This window comes from Leuconostoc sp. JNUCC 76 (assembly GCF_053667755.1).
Genome location: NZ_CM132206.1, coordinates 1,547,340 through 1,565,458, shown reverse-complemented (window position 1 = coordinate 1,565,458; position 18,119 = coordinate 1,547,340). Strand labels below are relative to the sequence as shown.

Below are 18,119 nucleotides of genomic sequence, written 5' to 3'. Positions count from 1 at the left end.
GAAAAAGTAACAAAACTAGTAAATAGATTATGGAGAAAATGCGTTTAGCTATTTCAGGTATTGTGAACAAATATCTGATTGCTCACGCTTCTAAAATTATGAAAATAGCAATAGCAGGATTTGGTGCTTTGGGCGCTCGAGTTGGTGTGATGTTACAACAAGCTGGCCATGAAGTGACAGGAATTGATGGCTGGGCTGCACATATTGCTGCCATAAGCACAGATGGATTAACAGTGCATCAAGATGATGGGACAACAAAAAAATATTATATTCCTGTTATGACAGCTAAAGAAATTGATGGTAAGTTTGACCTTATTATTTTGTTAACGAAAACCCCTCAATTAGATACGATGCTAACAGATATCAAGCACATTATTACTAAGAACACCAAGCTGTTGGTTCTCTCTAATGGTCTTGGTAATATTGAAGTCATGGGAAAACATGTTAATCGCGATCAGATTTTGGCTGGTGTGACTTTGTGGACATCAGAATTAATTAATCCTGGTGAAATTCGCGTGACGGGAACTGGGTCCATCAAATTACAGGCAATTGGTGAGGCTAACGCTAAACCAATTGTATCGGCTCTGAATAAGGCTGGTCTCAATGTGACATTATCTGAAAATGTTATTGAAGCAATTTGGCATAAAGCGGGGATTAACTCTGTCCTTAATCCGTTAACAGTTTTGTTAGATGCAAATATTGCAGAGTTCGGTATGGCTGGAAATGGTATGGATTTATCACTGAATATTCTGGATGAAATAAAAAAAGTTGGTGAGTTAGAAGGAATTAACGTCGATGTAAACGCGATTATGAAGGATTTAGCCTTACTCATACGACCTGAAAATGCTGGCAATCATTACCCATCAATGTATCAAGATATTAAAGCTGGTAAACATACAGAAATCGATTTTTTAAACGGTTATTTCGCTAAATTAGGATCTGAACATGATGTAGCTATGCCATTTAATGCTCTGGTAACAAGATTAATTCACGCTAAAGAAGATATTGAGCGAACAAAGCTAGCTAAAAAACAGGAAACTTTTGAAATTTAATCTTAATTAAAGTAAAATGAGGGTAACTGCTTTTACTTTTAATTTGTAAGGAGAAATAACATGGCAATAGAAACTGCAATATTTGCTGGCGGCTGTTTTTGGTGCATGGTGCAACCATTTGATTCATTAGATGGCATTGAAAAAGTTCGTTCAGGCTACACGGGTGGTCATGTCGAAAATCCAACTTATGAGCAAGTATCCTCACATACTACTGGCCATACAGAGGCCGTTAAAGTTTGGTTCGATTCTGATAAAATAAGTTATCGTGAACTAGTCGAAATATATTGGGAACAGACTGATCCAACTGATGCAATGGGACAATTCCAAGATCGCGGTGATAACTACCGTCCAGTGATTTTTGTAAATAGTCCTGAACAACGTGAAATTGCTGGAGAATCTAGAGCTGCATTAGTAGCCTCAAATCGTTTTGATGAACCCATCGTGACGAAAATTGAAGATGCCAAACCATTTTATGAAGCAGAAGAGTATCACCAGGATTTTTATAAGAAGGATCCAGAACGAGAAGCACTAGAAATGGCACAGCGCTTGCAATTTAAAGCTGATAAGTGGAATTGAATTTAACCGATATATTTTAAGATAAATTCAATCTAAATGATATGAAAGTGAGCGGAAACGCTCATTTTTTGTTATAATTGACTAGTTATGAACGTTATTAAGAAAGCGCTCAGTAGGTAAAATGAATGCAACTTGAATTTCTCGGGACTGGCTCTGGCCAACCATCTAAATTTAGAAATGTTACTAGTATTGCGCTTCGCCTTTTAGACGAACGCAATGCTGTGTGGCTCTTTGATGTTGGTGAAGCAACGCAACATCAAATTTTAAAAACCACTTTGCGACCACGTAAAGTTGAAAAAATATTTATTACACATTTGCATGGTGATCATATATTTGGATTGCCAGGATTCTTAAGCTCACGTTCCTTTCAAGGTGCTGATAAAAATGAACCTTTAACTATATACGGGCCTAAGGGTGTTAAAGAATTTGTTCAAACGGCACTACGAATTTCCGAAACACGTCTATCGTATCCAATTGAGTATGTTGACTTAACTGAAGGTGTTATCTTTGAAGATCATACTTTTCAAGTTGTTGCCGCACCAATGCGTCATCGTATTGAGACCTGGGGATTTCGTGTGATAGAGAAAGATCATCCAGGCGAACTATTAGTTGATAAACTCAAGCAGGAAAATATTCCTTCTGGACCAGTATATGGGCAACTCAAAGCAGGAAAAACAGTTACACTACTAGATGGGCGTATTGTTAATGGCAATGATTTTATTGGTAAATCCCAAAAAGGTCGTATAGTAACTTTCATTTTAGATACTCGTCCTAATGATAATGTAGAGTGGTTAGCAAAAAATGCTGATGTTTTGGTGCATGAGAGTACCTATGGCTCAAGTGAAGAAGAGGCGAAAATGGCCAAAGCCCATGCCCATTCAACAAGTGCAAATGCTGCAAGTGTGGCTCGTCGAGCACATGTAGATAAGTTAGTACTGACACATCTTTCAGCTCGCTATATTGGGCCGATGGTTAAAGAATTAATACACGATGTCCGTCGCAACTTTGCTAACACGTATGTGGCACGCGACTTTGACATTATTGATATTCCTTTTAAGAAAGATAGTAATGAATCAAAATAATTGGAACATTCTGCCGCAACCAAGTGAAAAGGTTGTTCGACAGTTAAGCGCACAACTAAATATTAGTCAATTTATGTCAACAATTGTTGCTCAAAGGGGTTATACAGATCCAGAATTAGCTTTTAAATATTTACAACCAAGTGTAGAACAATTGCACGATCCCATGTTACTTCATGATATGGATAGAACCATTGAGCGTCTGCAGGACGCAGCTTTTGGTGGCGAAAAGATTGTTGTGTACGGGGACTATGATATGGATGGTGTCACTAGTACAGCAATTATGGTTGAAGCCTTAGAAGTATTGGGTGCAGATGTAACACCCTACATACCTAATCGCTTTTCAGATGGCTATGGGCCAAATATTGATACGTATAAAAAACTTATTGCTGATGGTGCACACTTGATTGTGACAGTAGATAACGGTGTTAGTGGTCAAGAAGCTGTTGAATATGCGATGAGCCAAGGTATTGATGTCATTATTACCGATCATCACGAAATGCCCGCCACATTGCCAAACGCTTATGCCATCATCCATCCAAGGCATCCAGAAGGCCAGTATCCATTTGGTGATTTATCTGGCGCTGGTGTTGCTTTTAAAGTTGCTCAAGCATTATTAAATGAAGGCCAACCAATTGAGGATCAAACAGAGTTACCAACTGAGCTGCTGGATCTTGTTGCGTTAGGTGAAATTTCTGATATGGTTTCTTTGACTGACGAAAACAGGGTTCTAGTCTCATGGGGATTGAAACAAATTAATGTTTCGCCACGTCCAGGTCTAACTGCAGTTTTGAAAAATGCGGGTAAGAAAGATAATGAACCAGTCATTTCAGAAACTGTTTCATTTAAGATTGCTCCTCGTTTAAATGCTGTTGGTCGTTTAAGGGATGCTAGCTTATCTCTAAAACTTTTGCTAAGTCAAGATCCAGATGAATCAACTGCCATTGCTTCTGAAGTTGAGGCCATTAATGCGCAACGTCAGGAAATTGTTGAAGAAGTATTTGGATCTGCAAAACAAATGGCTTTGTCAGACGAATACAAAAATGATCGAGTCTTGGTTATTGCTGGTCAAGATTGGCATCAAGGTATTTTGGGTATTGTAGCTAGTCGATTGGTGGAACTATTACAAAAGCCGACAATTGTTTTAAGTTTAACGGATGGTGTTTATAAAGGATCTGGTCGAACTTTTGGTGATTTTGATCTCTATCAATTTATGAATACCTTTCACGATTTATATGATACGTTTGGTGGGCATGCCAGTGCATTAGGATTAGCTATTTTCCCAGAGCAACTAGATGTATTGAAAGAGCAAGTTCGTTTGAGCTCAGCTAAATTACAAATTCATGCCAAGCCAATTAGTATTAATACGACACTGTCGGTTAATGAAATCAGCACTGAAACGTATGAAGAACTACGCCTGCTTGAACCTTTCGGTACTGGAAATCAGCAACCAGTGTTTGGATTGCAGCAACCAAAAATTAATAAAGTAACAACCATGGGAAACTTAAAGCAACATATTAAGTTAGCCTTAGAAAATAATGTTGAAGCAGTTGGCTTTAACCATCCAGATTGGGTGCCTATGGTTGCTAATCCAGCAGGGCTATCATTTGCTGCGACTCTTGGCATTAATTATTTCCGTGGGCGCAAAACGATACAGCTTTTACTAACTGCTATTAATACATCAGAGGCAACTGATGAAAATGCTGCTCATAAAAAGTTTTTTGCTCAAGTATATAAATTCATTTACGCACATCAGGATTTAAATTTTGCGCAGAATTTGGATAAAATAGCGAAGCAGTTAAATATCAATAAGAACGATTTGAATATTATGATTCAAGTATTTATTGAATTAGGATTCGTGCATGTTACCAATGGATTTGTTACAATTATTTCGGGAGCAGCACAAAAACCCTTAACCACGTCAATAACATACCAAAAGTATTTGGCCAATCGTTAAAAAGAAAGTATGAGCGATAGCTCTGAGATTTAGAATGACAGTAGATTTACATGATTTTGTTGCAACAGTTGAAGATTACCCCGAACCAGGTGTTAGTTTTCGTGATATTTCACCATTAATGGGTGATGGTGTGGCCTATAAGCAAGCAGTAGATGCTATTGCTGATTTTGCTAAAAATTTAAACGTTGATTTAATTGCTGGTCCTGAGTCACGTGGATTTATTGTAGGTTCTCCACTGGCGTATGCGATGAATATCGGATTTGTTCCAGCTCGTAAAGGTGGCAAATTACCTCGTGAAGCTGTATCAGCATCATACACACTAGAGTATGGTGGTGTTAATGAGCTAGAAATTCATAAAGATGCTATTAAGCCAGGACAACGTGTGCTGATTGTTGATGACTTACTAGCGACAGGTGGCACTATTAATGCTACACGTGAAATTATTGAAAAACTTGGTGGCATCGTTGCTGGCGTAGCTTTTATTATAGAATTAGAAAGCTTGCAGGGCCGTGAAAAAATTATGAAAGCTGGCGAAGTGCCATTCTTAGCTTTAATGGAATATTAAGCATTTTTTAAGCTTAGTGTAATTGGCAGTATGCAGTAAAACACTTAGAACAGTAATATACATCATATTGAGGTGCTACTTATGAACAATAGTAACATTAAAGAGTGGTTTATACGCTTTTTCAAAGGGATATTCATTGCTCTAGGGTTTATTCTTCCTGGTGTATCTGGCGGCGTATTAGCAGCAATACTTGGTCTGTATGAACGAATGCTGAACTTCATGGCGCATTTGAGGCAGAATTTTAAGAAAGATTTTTGGTTTTTTCTACCAGTGGGATTGGGTGGTATCGCTGGCATTATTTTATTAAGCCGACCATTAGAATTTTTGCTTGTAGAATATAAAGCAATCATTTTGTGGGGGTTTGCTGGTGCCATTATTGGTACTTTACCAGCTTTGACAAAGGAAAGTGGCAAGCATGGTCGGAGCCTGAGTGACTGGATCTTATTCGTTGTCACAATAGTTGCTGGTGGATTATTCCTATATAATATGACGGTCATCTTTGGGACAATGCCGATTAATTTCTTTTCTTGGATGTTGGCGGGGGCACTAATTGCGTTAGGCGTTATTGTCCCGGGATTAAGTCCATCAAACTTGTTGTTATACTTAGGATTATTTGACCCAATGTTAGCCGGATTTAAACGTGCTGATATAAGCGTATTTTTGCCAATAGCACTTGGTGGTATGCTAACATTAATCCTTTTTTCAAAATTAATGAACTATCTTTTACATCACTATTATGCTAAGGTATACCATTTTATTTTAGGCATAGTTGTGGTATCAACGCTTTTAATTGTCATTCCACCAGTTGCTGATTATAGTGGCTTTAACATAATGAGCGGAATAATAAGTTTTATCTTATTCATTCTCGGTGTATGGGCTGGCCACTGGATGAGCAGTTTAGAAGAAAAGTACAAATAAAAAACGATCATGTGATAATTTCTATCGCCAGATCGTTTTTTTATTGCACTAACCAAACTTGATCACTAATAAAATCAAATGGTTGGTGATGTTGGTTTAATTTTTTGGGGCGTAATGTTTTTGCATTCTGCCAAAATAATTGTGAATTGGTTGCGCCATTTTTTTCACCAATGACAATAAAATCACCATTAAAGTGTTGCGCACGTAATCTTTTTAGAACCTGCCAGTCCGTTTCATCGGTATCAGGTGCCCAGCTTAGAATAACCACATCATAGGTCAGCGTTTTTATAGCCTCCAAAGCATCTAAACAGATAACTTTTGTCCATAAATCAAGATGCTGTATATCTTGACCGCGCCAGTCGAAGTTATCTGTTGCGATGACGTTATTGCCAAAAAGTCGCAATTGGCTAGAAATAACGCCATTTCCTGACATAATTTCTAAAACTCGTCGGCTATCAATAAATTGATTTAAATCCGATAACCAAAGCTTGTTTGGCAAATGCCAGACGCCAAAAGACTCAATAATTGTTTGTCGAAATTCAGAAAGTAAATCATCAAGAGGCATCAGTCGCAAATCGGATAGAATGTCTTGACTAGAAAAACTAAGCTGAGGTAGGGGGTGTTCGGGTAAAGTATGCTGAGCGAGAGACTGTAATGCCTTACGAGCGGCATTTATTTTAATCAATGTATCTGGGCTGTCAGAAAACTGCTGAGCATATTGCTCTAGTTTAATCTTCATCGTCATTTGTTACATCACGTCGATTGTTTACCTTGGTACCGTCCTTACTAATATGTATATTGAAATGTTTACCATTTCTAACAAACTCAAATTCGTTATCTTTGATATTTTTTCTGAAACGCCAAAATGTAACTAAGCCAATAATGCCAGCAACAGCAGCTATAATTAAGGCAACGAAGAGCGCAATGCCAATAATGCTAAGTACGACCGGAACCGCTACGCCAATAATTGTTAAAATGACAGGAATCAAAATTAACAGCCCAATAATCGCTGTAACCACGGCCCCAATAAATTGAAATATCTGTTTCATAATATTTTTCCTCCTTGTTTATTATACTATAGTTTTGGAGAGTTTTATTAGATTTATAAAAAAGTATTGACATATAAATATTATTAGGGTATATTATTACTCATAGAAACAGGCGAGTAATTCGCTCAAAAAATGGAGACGCATCATGGCTAAAAATGTTCAAGCACATCAAAATAACGCACTCCTCCTCAACCTCCTTCTCATTTGAGTCTAGTAGGTTGTTATTTGAGCAATAATCAGCTACTAGACTTTACTGAAAGAGTCAAAGTAGCTGGTTAGGTAGGAAACGTCCTAACGAGCAATCGTTGGGACGTTTTATATTTCTCAATGATTGTTAGTAGCTCATATTGGAATTAAGTTATTAAACAGGAGAAATAACATGGCACAAAACGCAATTACACCACAACGTCAGATTAATACAGATGCAATTAAAGAAAAGGCTGTTCAAGAAAAAGAATCAATTCGTGATACAGTTTATAAAGTTAGCGCCGCAGTTTCAAATGCCATTTTGGTTACTTTGGGCATGGGCTTGTTGTTACAAACAATTGCTGGATTCATCCATTGGGCACCAATGGTGCAAATGGGCGCAATTACAAAAATTATGTTACCAGCAGCATTTGGAGCAGCAATTGCTTCACAGATGAAAACCAATACCATGGTTATGTTTAGTGCCATGGCTGCTTCGGCGGTTGGTGCGAATGCTGTCTTCTTTACCGACAAGGCTGTGCAAGGCGTTACAGCAACAGGATATGCTGGTGCACAAGCTGCTGGTTCAGCTGTGATGACTACTGGACAACCAATATCAGCTGTTATTGCTGGTTTGATTGCCGTATTGTTCGGTAAGTGGTTGAGTGGTAAAACTCCCTTGGACATGGTCATTGTTCCTGCCGCTACAACAATTGTTGGTACTGTTTCAGGGTACTATTTGGCAGCAGTGACCACACCAGCTTTGGTTGCAGTTGGAAAATTCATTGCTTCTAGTGTCGCCGTCAATCCAATTATTGGTACCGCTATTGTGGCAATGGTCTTTGGTGCTATGACGATGACACCGGCTTCAGCAGCAGCATTGGCTGTTGCTATCGGTGCAACTGGAATTACGTCACCAGAAGCCGCTGGTGCGATTTTGATTGGAACAACCGCAGTATTCGTTGGATTTCCAGCAATGTCATTTCACGAAAATAAGATTGGTGCAACCATTGCACAAGGTATTGTTACACCAAAGATTCAATTTCCAAATTTGACTGAAAATCCTGCCTTGATTATTCCACCAATGATTGGCGCAGCAATTGCTGCACCAATCGCAACAATCGCGTTTAATGTTACTGCACCTTTCTCAATGGCTGGTATTGGATTTAACTCATTCATCGTGCCATTGGCATTGGCCGGTTCAAACCCTGCAGGATTTGCTGCCTATATGATTATTGGCGTTGGTGTACCGGTAATTGTATCATTTGTTGGTTATCGTTTCATGCGTAAGATGGGGTGGGCAAAACCACAACAATTACACTTGGAAATGATTTAATATAAAAAAGCATGGGTCGATGATTGAGACGTCATGCTTTTTTATTTTGTGTATGTTGAGCGATAGGACAAGTTATTTGGTCCTTTGAGCCAATTAAAGTGTTTTAGTGGATTTGATTTTACGCCCCAAATATCGAGTAACGCGGCAATTGCAATATGAACAGGAGCCTGAGCATCAAATGTGACATTCAATTGATTATATAGACCATCTGGTCGATTTTCCGGTTTCACACTAAGCAATTTTTTGGTATTGTGGTATATGAAGTATCGATTTGCAATGAAATTACCAGATATCAACCAGCTTAAATGTCGAATATAAACAAAGTCACTAATATGGCCTAGTGTAAAACTAATTGATCCGACGATATGTCCACGGTAGTTGATGGTAAATCTTGGTATAATACCATAAGATGTTTGGCGGATGCGCACCAAAACGCGTCCGGACATGTCTTGAACTTGAATTTCGTCAGATTTTTTGCCAGAACGACCTGACACTAAATAAGACGCTTTAAAATCTTGGTCGAAAACAATGTTGACACCATCATTAATACTATGTCGTTGACGTAAATAATATTTTGTCATTTGCAAACCTCGTATTCAATTACAAGTTTATCACGAAAGAAGAAAAAAATGCCATTATCACATACAACTTGGGCACCAGCTGTTAAGGCTAAGTTAAATCCTGAGTATTTAAAACAAGTTGCGCAGTTTATTCAATCAACCTACCGGGAAGACGCTCATATTTTTCCACAGCAAAAAAATATATTTGCTGCTCTTGAGAAGACACCTTTGCCTGAGACGAAAGTGGTTATCATGGGGCAAGATCCATATCACAATATTGGTCAGGCCCAAGGATTGAGCTTCTCAGTTCCTGAAAACGTTCCAGCACCACCTTCCTTACAGAATATTTTAAAAGAGCTTTCGACAGATGTTGGGTCTCGTCAATTTCATGATTTAACCAGCTGGTCCACACAAGGTGTATTGCTACTAAATGCTGTGTTAACAGTTCCAGAAGGGCAGGCTAATGCGCATCAAGGGAAAATTTGGGAGCCGTTGACGGATAGTTTGATTCAAATTGCTTCTGAAGATGATGCACCGAAAGTTTTTATTTTGTGGGGGAAATTTGCTCAATCGAAACGTCAATTTATTGATGAGTCTAAGCATCTCGTTTTAATGAGTGCACATCCAAGCCCACTATCAGCTTACCGTGGTTTTTTTGGAAGTCAACCATTCTCAAAAGCAAATCACTTTTTAGTTGCTAAGGGGCGACAACCTATTGATTGGTTGAAATGAGTGAATAAATTCACAAATATTACTAAATACACAGACTTTTGTGTAGTTGTCTGTTACAATTAAATTGTAAATAATTAATTCGTAGCAGCGAATTTGGAGGAATTTATGGAACTTTTTGAGCAATTAAAAAATAAAATTACCGGTCAAAATAAGACAATTGTATTTCCGGAAGGTGAAGATCCCCGTATCCAGGGCGCAGCTATCAGATTAGCAGCTGATAATTTGGTCGAACCAATATTATTGGGGGATGCACAGGAAATTTCAAAAACTGCCCAAGCCCATAACTTTGATTTGTCGAACATAGAGACGATTGATCCTGCTTCATATGATAAGAATGAATTGGCAAAATTAAATGCGACACTTGTTGAGAGACGCAAGGGAAAAACAGACGCTGAGACAGCTGCAAAATGGCTACAAAATGTTAACTATTTTGGGACAATGCTGGTTTATACAGGTAAAGCTGACGGCATGGTGTCAGGCGCAGTACATCCAACTGGTGATACAGTTCGTCCTGCGTTGCAGATTATTAAAACGGCGCCTGGCTCATCACGTATCTCTGGTGCATTCATTATGCAAAAAGGTGAAGAGCGTTATGTATTTGCGGACGCTGCCATTAACATTGACATTGATTCGAACACGATGGCTGAAATTGCAATACAATCAGCCCACACAGCTCAAGTGTTTGATATTGAACCGAAAGTTGCGATGCTTTCATTTTCAACTAAGGGCTCCGCGAAATCACCCTTGGTTGATAAGGTAGCAACGGCTACTGCGTTGGCTAAGAAGTTAGCACCTGAACTGGCGGACTCAATTGATGGAGAGTTACAGTTTGATGCTGCGTTTGTTGAATCTGTTGCTGCTGCAAAGGCGCCTGATTCAAAAGTTGCAGGTAAAGCGAATACATTTATCTTCCCAAGTTTAGAAGCAGGTAATATTGGCTATAAGATTGCACAACGCTTGGGTGGGTTTGAGGCGATTGGACCTATTTTACAAGGCTTAGCAAAGCCTGTTTCTGACTTATCGCGAGGAGCCAATGAAGAGGATGTTTATAAAGTAGCTATTATTACCGCTGCACAAGCATTATAAGTATACAAAAAAGACCTAACTGAAAAGTTAAGTCTTTTTTATGCGGATAACAGGAATCGAACCTGCACGGTGTTGCCACCATACCGACCTGAACGGTACGCGTCTGCCAGTTCCGCCATATCCGCAGTTCAACTTTTTTATTATACCTGAAAAAGTGAGGGTTGACAAATTTTTCTGGTATAGTACTATTAAATTATTCAAAGAAATAGGGATGTATCATGAACAAGTCAATCTTTAATCAAACATCGTCCTCCACCCGACCATTCATGTGATCGGGATTCTTTGCGTACAGATAACGTAGAAATGACGGACAACATGAGTTTATATACTTGTGTTGTCTTTTTGTATATTGAAAGGTATTTTAATGACAAACTACAATTTTTCTGCTGGTCCAGGTGTTCTACCAACGCCAGTTTTGACTAAAATTAAAAATGAATTCATCAAAAATGAATTCACGCACATGTCCATCATAGAGATCTCTCATCGATCCAGTCAATTTGAAGAAATTATTAACAGCGCCGAAGAACGTTTGCGTGATTTGATGAATATATCAGATGATTATGGTGTTGCATTTATTCAAGGTGGGGGATCTACGCAATTTGAAATGTTGCCATTAAATTTTGCTAATAATAAGAAAAAAATTGCTGTATTAGATTCTGGTAACTTTGCTGCCAAAGCCGCAAAGGCTGCCGTTGCGATTGGTAAGCAAGCAACAATTTTGGATAGCTCCAAAGTGGATCATTATCATCATTTACCTATGCTATCTACAGATTTCAACGCCGATGAGTATGATTATCTACATTTAACGACCAATAATACAATTGAGGGTGCTACCTACCACCAATCGATTTTGCCTAAAACCGTTGGTCGATTAACAGCGGATATGAGTTCAAATATTTTGGCAGAGCCATATGATGTCAATGATTTTGATGCAATTTTTGCGGGGGCGCAAAAGAACCTTGGGCCAGCTGGTGTTACGGTTGCTATAGTCAAAAAGGATTGGTTAAAAGAACAAAATATTGAAAATGTAGGTTCAATGTTGCGTTATCAAAACTATCTGGACAAACATTCAATGTATAATACACCGCCAGTATTTTCGATTTACGCACTGAACTTAGTACTTGAGTGGGTACAAGAGCAGGGTGGTGTTGACAGTATGTATGCGCAAAATATTGAGAAGTCTTCAAAATTGTATGATTACCTAGATAACTCTACGTTTTATCACGCATTGGTTGATGAATCGGCACGTTCACTGACAAATGTTGTCTTTACTACAGCAGACTTAGAACGAGATCAAGCAATAGCCAAAGACGCAACTAAAGAAGGTTTATTTAATTTAAGTGGCCATCGGTCGGTTGGCGGTTTCCGTGCTTCATTATACAATGCACAACCTATTGAAGCTGTTGATGCTTTAATTACATTTTTGAAGAAAGCAGAAAATAATTACAAATGACAAATATTAAAACTTATAACGCTATTAGTTCTAAAGGACTAGACTATTTGAAAAAACATCACTACGACATTAACGGTAATGATGCGCCAAAAGGCATCTTGTTGCGTTCACAAAATTTACATGATGAACCAATCGATGATAATGTTCGTGCCATTGTTCGTGCAGGTGCCGGCTTTAATAATATTCCTGTTGAGGAATTATCAAAACGTGGTATTGCTATTTTTAATACCCCTGGTGGGAACGCAAATGCCGTGAAAGAACTAACAATTGCATCGCTAGTTTTAGCAGCACGACCAGTAGTCGGTGCTATACGATTTGCTAATGATACACGAGGCGGGGATGTGTCTTTGCGCACAGAGTCAAATAAAGGTGGCTATCGTGGCACAGAACTAGCAGGAAAGAAACTGGGTGTTATTGGTTTAGGAAACGTTGGATCAAAGGTTGCTAATACAGCTTTAGCTCTTGATATGGATGTTATTGGCTATGATCCTGGGTTAAATGCCAATACAGCTTGGCGTGTCGATCGTCATATTGTTCATGCAAGAAGTGTTGAGGAAGTATTAGAACAAGCCGACTATGTGACTGTTCATATTCCATTAGAAGAGAAAAATCGTTATTTCATTGATGCTGATAAATTGCATCTGATGAAGCCAACGGCTGCATTGCTCAATTTGTCAAGAGGCGGTATTGTTGATGATGAAGCTGCAAAAGAAGCGTTGGATAATGATCAGTTACGTGTCTATATCACTGATTTTGCTGACAGTGTTTTGTTTGACAATCCTAAGGTTATTATTACGCCACATATTGGTGGATCAACTATTGAAGCAGAGGACACCAGCGCTTTGATGGCTGCACGTCAACTGGATGAGTATTTAACAACAGGAAATATTGTAAATTCAGTTAATTATCCAGATATTAATGAACCATTCACGACCAAGTATCGTGTTGGTATTATTCACGAAAACGTGCCGAATATGTTGGGACAAATTTCAAAGTTCTTTGGTGATCATAACATCAACATTGAACAGCTAAGTAATCGTGCTGTTGGGAATTATGCCTATACAATGGTGGCGATTAACGACTTTACTGAAGAACAGCAAGAGTTGGTGAAAACGGCTTTAGATGAAATTCCACACGTTATCTTAACTCGTCGCTATGTTAACCCAAGAATATAAAAAAGGACAAACCGAAATGACTAAAGAATTACAAGAATCAGCAATTGCAACGCTTGCACGTCGAGGTGTGACCACCGATGATATCGCCGAAGGCACACGTACATTTTTGAGTGACAAATACAAAGATACCATTAATGAAGAAGTATTGGCCAAATCTATTGCACATGTTCTTTACAAAGATGAAGTAGCTGATATTATTTTGACCGCGATATACCTTGATGAACAAGCAGAAGTTATGCCCGATGACCAACCCTTAAAAGCACGCCTGCAACGCGATGCCAATGGTCATAATGTCGATGAAATTTTGGCGATTGCGATAACACAACAATTTTCTGCTGCCGCAACTGTACATTATGGTTTGCTAGATGACTTAAAACCAGGGTTAATTGGTGAAATTAATGACAAAACAGACAGTATTAATGTTTATTTGGACGATATCTTGGCAGCTTTAATTGCTAGTTCAGCAATGTCGTATTTAGAATTATTGGGCGGAAATCAATACTAGGATTTCCTGAATTGTGACATACTGGTAAGAATGGCTATTTTTTGTTAAAATAGAATCGTTATTCATTAATTTCAAGGAGATGACACAATGTCAGGACACAGTAAATGGCATAACATTCAAGGTCGTAAAAACGCCCAAGATGCTAAGCGTGGAAAAATTTTTCAAAAGATAGCGCACGACTTATATGTTGCTGCAAAGGCTGGCGGTGCTGATCCAGATATGAACGCATCGTTACGTCTAGTTGTTGAAAAAGCCAAGGCTGCTAACATGCCAAAGGAAAATATTCAACGTGCTTTAGATAAAGCATCAGGTGCCAATGGTGCCAAATTCGAAGAAGTAACCTATGAGGGTTATGGTACTGCTGGCGTGGCTGTTCTAGTTGAGGCGTCTACAGACAATATCAATCGTACAGTATCGAGTGTTCGTAATTCATTTAAGCATGCTGGTGGTGCATTAGGAACCTCTGGTTCAGTTGCATTCCAATTTGATCGTCGGGGGTACTTGGCTATTGACCGTAGCGCATTCCCAGATTTGGATGAAGATACGGTATTAGAAGCTGCATTAGAAGCTGGTGCGGAAGACGTTCAAACATCTGATGATGTATTTGAAATTTATACGGAACCAGCTGATTTTCAATCAGTTGAATCGTCTTTGACTGAAGCTGGTTATGTGTTTGAAGAAGCAGAAGTGACAATGATTGCTCAAAATCCCATGGACATTTCTGAAGAAGACCGTGAAAAGCTTGATAAGTTAGTAGATGAACTAGAAGAAAACGAAGACGTTTTGGCAGTTTATACGACAGCGGACTAACGTCATTAAATACATCAGTTGATGTATTTTTTTATGTAAAATACTATTTAAAAAGGACAAATGATGTCCTTTTTATTTAAATGAAAAAGCAATAAACTAATCTATAATCAATAAATGTTAGAAAAAATTAGAAATATTCTTAAAATAAAATCTATAAATATGGTAAAATGGATAAGTAAAAAACGTTTAACGCATTTAATGTTCGTTTTTTACTAAAAAAACAATATTAATAGAGGGACACTCACAGATAGGTGCAAACAGATTAGTTATTATTTTTTAATAATGGCTGGTTTTCTCCGACAAGCCTATCCCGTCTGAAAGCAGCTATTGATGTTATAGGAGAAAATATATGTCTGGTGTAATTGTCGTTGGTTCGCAATGGGGTGATGAAGGAAAAGGTAAGATTGTTGACTTTTTCGCAGAGCATGCGGACGCAGTAGTGCGTTATCAAGGTGGTAATAACGCAGGACACACAATTTGGCATGGTGATACAAAATTTGAGTTATCGGCATTGCCATCAGGAATCGTTACGAAGGGTCAACTTGCAATCATCGGTAATGGTGTGGTTATTAATCCAGAAGCACTATTAGCTGAAATTAAAGAAGTTGAGTCTCAAGGTGTTACAGTTGAAAATTTGATTATCTCAAATCGTGCGCATGTGATTATGCCTTATCATATCGCATTAGACAAAGCATCTGAAACAGCATCAAATAATCGTATTGGTACAACAAAAAAGGGTATCGGCCCAGCTTATACAGATAAAATTTCACGTGTTGGTATTCGTGTTGCTGATTTGATTGATCCAGAAATTTTCGGCAAGTTATTAAAAGAGTACTTACCATTTAAAAATGCACAACTGACCAAATTATATGGTGAAGAAGCGCTTGACTATAATGAAATATATGATAAATATGTTGAATATGGTCGTCAATTAGCACCATATGTCACTGACACATCTTACTTACTTGGTCAACAAATGAAAGAAAACAAACGTGTGGTTTTCGAAGGAGCCCAAGGGGTCATGTTAGACGTGGACCACGGCACATACCCATTTGTTACCAGTTCAAATCCCACTGCTGGTGGCGTTATGAATGGCGCGGGTGTGGGACCAAAGCAAATTCAAGATGTTGTGGGTGTTATTAAAGCTTATACATCACGCGTTGGTTCAGGACCATTCCCAACAGAATTGTTTAATGATACAGCAGACCATATTCGTGAAATTGGTCATGAATACGGTGTTGTAACAAAGCGTCCACGCCGAATTGGCTGGTTAGATGTTGTTGCATTGCGTCATGCAGTGCAAGTATCTGGCTTAACGAAACTGGCTATTAATTCATTAGATGTTTTATCTGGGTTAAAAGAAGTGAAGATTGCAACATCATATACTTATAAAGGTGAAGAAATTCATCATTTCCCAGCATCAGATACTTGGTTCCAAGGACTAGATGTTAATTTTGAGACATTGCCTGGTTGGGAAGAAGATATTACTGGTGTCACAAAGTTTGAAGACTTACCAGTTAATGCACAGAACTATTTGAATAGAATTTCTGAATTATTGGAAGTTGATCTATTAAGTTTCGCTGTTGGTCCTAAGCCAGAACAGACACATTTACTGCGCCCAGTTTGGGAATAAAAATTATAACTAAAAAAGCAGATAAGATGACTAAATTCATCTTATCTGCTTTATTTTATTAAATATACAATAAATTAGCATATATTCACTTTTATACTGTATATAAACGAAATATTATTGCATATTTAACCAAACGGAGTTAATATATAATCATCGAATAGCTAAAGAAAAATTGATGAGGGCAAAATTATGACAGACACATTAGTATTAGCATACTCCGGCGGTTTAGATACTTCAGTAGCCATTCCTTGGTTAAAGGATAAAGGGTACGATGTTATTGCAGTTGTTTTGGATGTTGGGCAACATGGCAAGAATTTAAATGAAATTCAAGCAAAAGCCTTAAAAGTTGGTGCTAAACAATCAATCGTTATTGATGCAAAAGCTGAATTTGCAGATAAATATGTTGCACCAGTTATTAAAGCTAACATGATGTATGAAGGCGAGTATCCAATGGTATCAGCCTTGTCTCGTCCATTAATCATCAAAAAGTTAGTTGATATCGCACATGAAAATGATGCCATTGCTATTGCGCATGGCTCAACGGGTCATGGTAACGATCAAGTACGTTTTGAAGCCGCGATTCATGCATTAGACCCTGACATGAAGATTGAAGCACCCATCCGTGATTTCCAGTGGTCACGTGAAGAAGAGATTCAATATGCACAAGAACACGATGTTCCGGTACCTATTGATTTAGATTCACCATACTCAATTGATGAGAACTTATGGGGACGTGCCAATGAAGCTGGTATCTTAGAAAATCCATGGAACCAAGCGCCGGAAGATGCTTTTGCATTAACCACTGCAATTGAAGATGCGCCGGATATACCGGAATTTATTGATGTTACTTTCGAAGCTGGTGTGCCAGTCGCACTTAATGGCGAAGTATTGTCATTAGAAAAGCTCATTGTGGCGGTTAATGAGCTTGCTGGAAAGCATGGTATTGGCCGTATCGATCATATTGAAAATCGTTTGGTTGGTATTAAGTCACGTGAAATTTATGAAGCACCAGCTGCAGCTGTACTGATGACAGCACATAAGGATTTGGAAGATTTGACACTAGAACGTGATGTTGCTCATTTCAAGCCAATTGTGGAACAACAGCTAGCTAATTTGGTTTATGAAGCGAAGTGGGTATCACCATTGTTTGATAGTTTAATGGCCTTTATTGATAGTACACAACAAAATGTCAATGGTGTGGTTAAGATGAAGTTGTTTAAGGGTAATGCCACTGCGGTTGCCCGTCAATCTGAACACAACTCACTATACGATGAAGATTTGGCAACATATACATCATCATCATCATTTGACCAAGCATCTGCGGTAGGCTTTATCAAATTGTGGACACTAAGTAATACGGTTTATGAACAAGTCAACCATGTCCATTCACAAGCAAAAAAGAACACAGTGAAATAAAAAATACGAGCCTAGCTCGTGTACATAGATA

18 protein-coding genes and 1 tRNA gene are annotated in these 18,119 nt (G+C 38.3%); 15 read left to right on the top strand and 4 right to left on the bottom strand.

All coding sequences use genetic code 11. From position 1 onward, the window contains the following. Positions 1 to 98 precede the first annotated feature (98 nt). The 6 genes from JNUCC76_RS07885 (at position 99) to JNUCC76_RS07860 (ending at position 6,147) form a co-directional block, all read left to right on the top strand. On the top strand, positions 99 to 1,052 hold the full coding sequence (locus JNUCC76_RS07885) for a ketopantoate reductase family protein (RefSeq protein ID WP_454156552.1): 954 nt from the start codon (positions 99 to 101) through the stop codon (positions 1,050 to 1,052). A 60-nt stretch (positions 1,053 to 1,112) separates the two neighbouring features. After that, entirely contained in the window at positions 1,113 to 1,628 is a 516-nt protein-coding gene (gene msrA / locus JNUCC76_RS07880; RefSeq protein WP_454153884.1) for a peptide-methionine (S)-S-oxide reductase MsrA, read from the top strand. A 125-nt stretch (positions 1,629 to 1,753) separates the two neighbouring features. Beyond that, positions 1,754 to 2,710: a ribonuclease Z gene (gene rnz, locus JNUCC76_RS07875; RefSeq protein WP_454153883.1), complete on the top strand. Its 957-nt coding sequence runs from the start codon at positions 1,754 to 1,756 to the stop codon at positions 2,708 to 2,710. After that, positions 2,697 to 4,664, top strand: coding sequence for a single-stranded-DNA-specific exonuclease RecJ (recJ, locus tag JNUCC76_RS07870; RefSeq protein WP_454153882.1), 1,968 nt, complete (start codon positions 2,697 to 2,699; stop codon positions 4,662 to 4,664). The genes rnz and recJ overlap by 14 nt, the downstream gene beginning before the upstream one ends. A 34-nt stretch (positions 4,665 to 4,698) precedes the next feature. Then, positions 4,699 to 5,229: an adenine phosphoribosyltransferase gene (locus JNUCC76_RS07865; protein WP_211636653.1), complete on the top strand. Its 531-nt coding sequence runs from the start codon at positions 4,699 to 4,701 to the stop codon at positions 5,227 to 5,229. An 81-nt stretch (positions 5,230 to 5,310) separates the two neighbouring features. Next, positions 5,311 to 6,147 carry a DUF368 domain-containing protein gene (locus JNUCC76_RS07860; RefSeq protein ID WP_454153881.1) on the top strand — a complete coding sequence of 279 codons (837 nt, stop codon included), beginning with the start codon at positions 5,311 to 5,313 and terminating at the stop codon, positions 6,145 to 6,147. 40 nt (positions 6,148 to 6,187) lie between these two features. On the opposite strand, the gene JNUCC76_RS07855 is transcribed toward JNUCC76_RS07860, so the two are convergent. After that, positions 6,188 to 6,892, bottom strand: coding sequence for an SAM-dependent methyltransferase (locus JNUCC76_RS07855; RefSeq protein WP_454153880.1), 705 nt, complete (start codon positions 6,890 to 6,892; stop codon positions 6,188 to 6,190). Beyond that, on the bottom strand, positions 6,876 to 7,196 hold the full coding sequence (locus JNUCC76_RS07850; RefSeq protein WP_454153879.1) for a hypothetical protein: 321 nt from the start codon (positions 7,194 to 7,196) through the stop codon (positions 6,876 to 6,878). Before JNUCC76_RS07850 ends, JNUCC76_RS07855 begins: the two co-directional genes overlap by 17 nt. 379 nt (positions 7,197 to 7,575) lie before the next feature. On the opposite strand from JNUCC76_RS07850, the gene JNUCC76_RS07845 reads away from it, so the two are divergent. Continuing rightward, the gene (locus JNUCC76_RS07845; RefSeq protein WP_272204971.1) at positions 7,576 to 8,718 is read left to right on the top strand and encodes a PTS sugar transporter subunit IIC; all 1,143 of its coding nucleotides are present in this window, start codon (positions 7,576 to 7,578) and stop codon (positions 8,716 to 8,718) included. 41 nt (positions 8,719 to 8,759) lie between these two features. Here JNUCC76_RS07845 and JNUCC76_RS07840 read toward each other — a convergent pair whose 3' ends face one another. Beyond that, on the bottom strand, positions 8,760 to 9,299 hold the full coding sequence (locus tag JNUCC76_RS07840; protein WP_454153878.1) for an LURP-one-related/scramblase family protein: 540 nt from the start codon (positions 9,297 to 9,299) through the stop codon (positions 8,760 to 8,762). Positions 9,300 to 9,347: 48 nt separating this feature from the next. Here JNUCC76_RS07840 and JNUCC76_RS07835 point away from each other — a divergent pair, with 48 nt between their 5' ends. Together JNUCC76_RS07835 and pta are read left to right on the top strand one after the other, a co-directional pair. Further along, positions 9,348 to 10,010 (top strand): uracil-DNA glycosylase, encoded by a 663-nt coding sequence (locus JNUCC76_RS07835; protein ID WP_454153877.1) that lies wholly within the window; start codon positions 9,348 to 9,350, stop codon positions 10,008 to 10,010. 105 nt (positions 10,011 to 10,115) lie between these two features. Further along, positions 10,116 to 11,096, top strand: coding sequence for a phosphate acetyltransferase (gene pta / locus JNUCC76_RS07830; RefSeq protein ID WP_454153876.1), 981 nt, complete (start codon positions 10,116 to 10,118; stop codon positions 11,094 to 11,096). A gap of 41 nt (positions 11,097 to 11,137) precedes the next feature. Here the strand turns inward: pta and JNUCC76_RS07825 are convergent. Further along, a tRNA-Leu gene (locus JNUCC76_RS07825) sits at positions 11,138 to 11,221 on the bottom strand. Positions 11,222 to 11,460: 239 nt separating this feature from the next. Here JNUCC76_RS07825 and serC point away from each other — a divergent pair. The 6 genes from serC (at position 11,461) to JNUCC76_RS07795 (ending at position 18,088) form a co-directional block, all read left to right on the top strand. Then, positions 11,461 to 12,549, top strand: coding sequence for a 3-phosphoserine/phosphohydroxythreonine transaminase (gene serC / locus JNUCC76_RS07820; RefSeq protein ID WP_454153875.1), 1,089 nt, complete (start codon positions 11,461 to 11,463; stop codon positions 12,547 to 12,549). Beyond that, positions 12,546 to 13,724 carry a 3-phosphoglycerate dehydrogenase family protein gene (locus JNUCC76_RS07815; protein ID WP_454153874.1) on the top strand — a complete coding sequence of 393 codons (1,179 nt, stop codon included), beginning with the start codon at positions 12,546 to 12,548 and terminating at the stop codon, positions 13,722 to 13,724. Before serC ends, JNUCC76_RS07815 begins: the two co-directional genes overlap by 4 nt. A 16-nt stretch (positions 13,725 to 13,740) precedes the next feature. After that, on the top strand, positions 13,741 to 14,229 hold the full coding sequence (locus JNUCC76_RS07810; RefSeq protein ID WP_454153873.1) for a phosphatidylglycerophosphatase A family protein: 489 nt from the start codon (positions 13,741 to 13,743) through the stop codon (positions 14,227 to 14,229). A gap of 87 nt (positions 14,230 to 14,316) precedes the next feature. Further along, positions 14,317 to 15,039 carry a YebC/PmpR family DNA-binding transcriptional regulator gene (locus tag JNUCC76_RS07805; protein WP_454153872.1) on the top strand — a complete coding sequence of 241 codons (723 nt, stop codon included), beginning with the start codon at positions 14,317 to 14,319 and terminating at the stop codon, positions 15,037 to 15,039. Between the two features lie 349 nt (positions 15,040 to 15,388). Then, positions 15,389 to 16,672, top strand: a complete 1,284-nt coding sequence (locus tag JNUCC76_RS07800) for an adenylosuccinate synthase (protein ID WP_072613940.1) — start codon at positions 15,389 to 15,391, stop codon at positions 16,670 to 16,672. 189 nt (positions 16,673 to 16,861) lie between these two features. Further along, positions 16,862 to 18,088 (top strand): argininosuccinate synthase, encoded by a 1,227-nt coding sequence (locus JNUCC76_RS07795; protein WP_454153871.1) that lies wholly within the window; start codon positions 16,862 to 16,864, stop codon positions 18,086 to 18,088. Positions 18,089 to 18,119 lie beyond the last annotated feature (31 nt).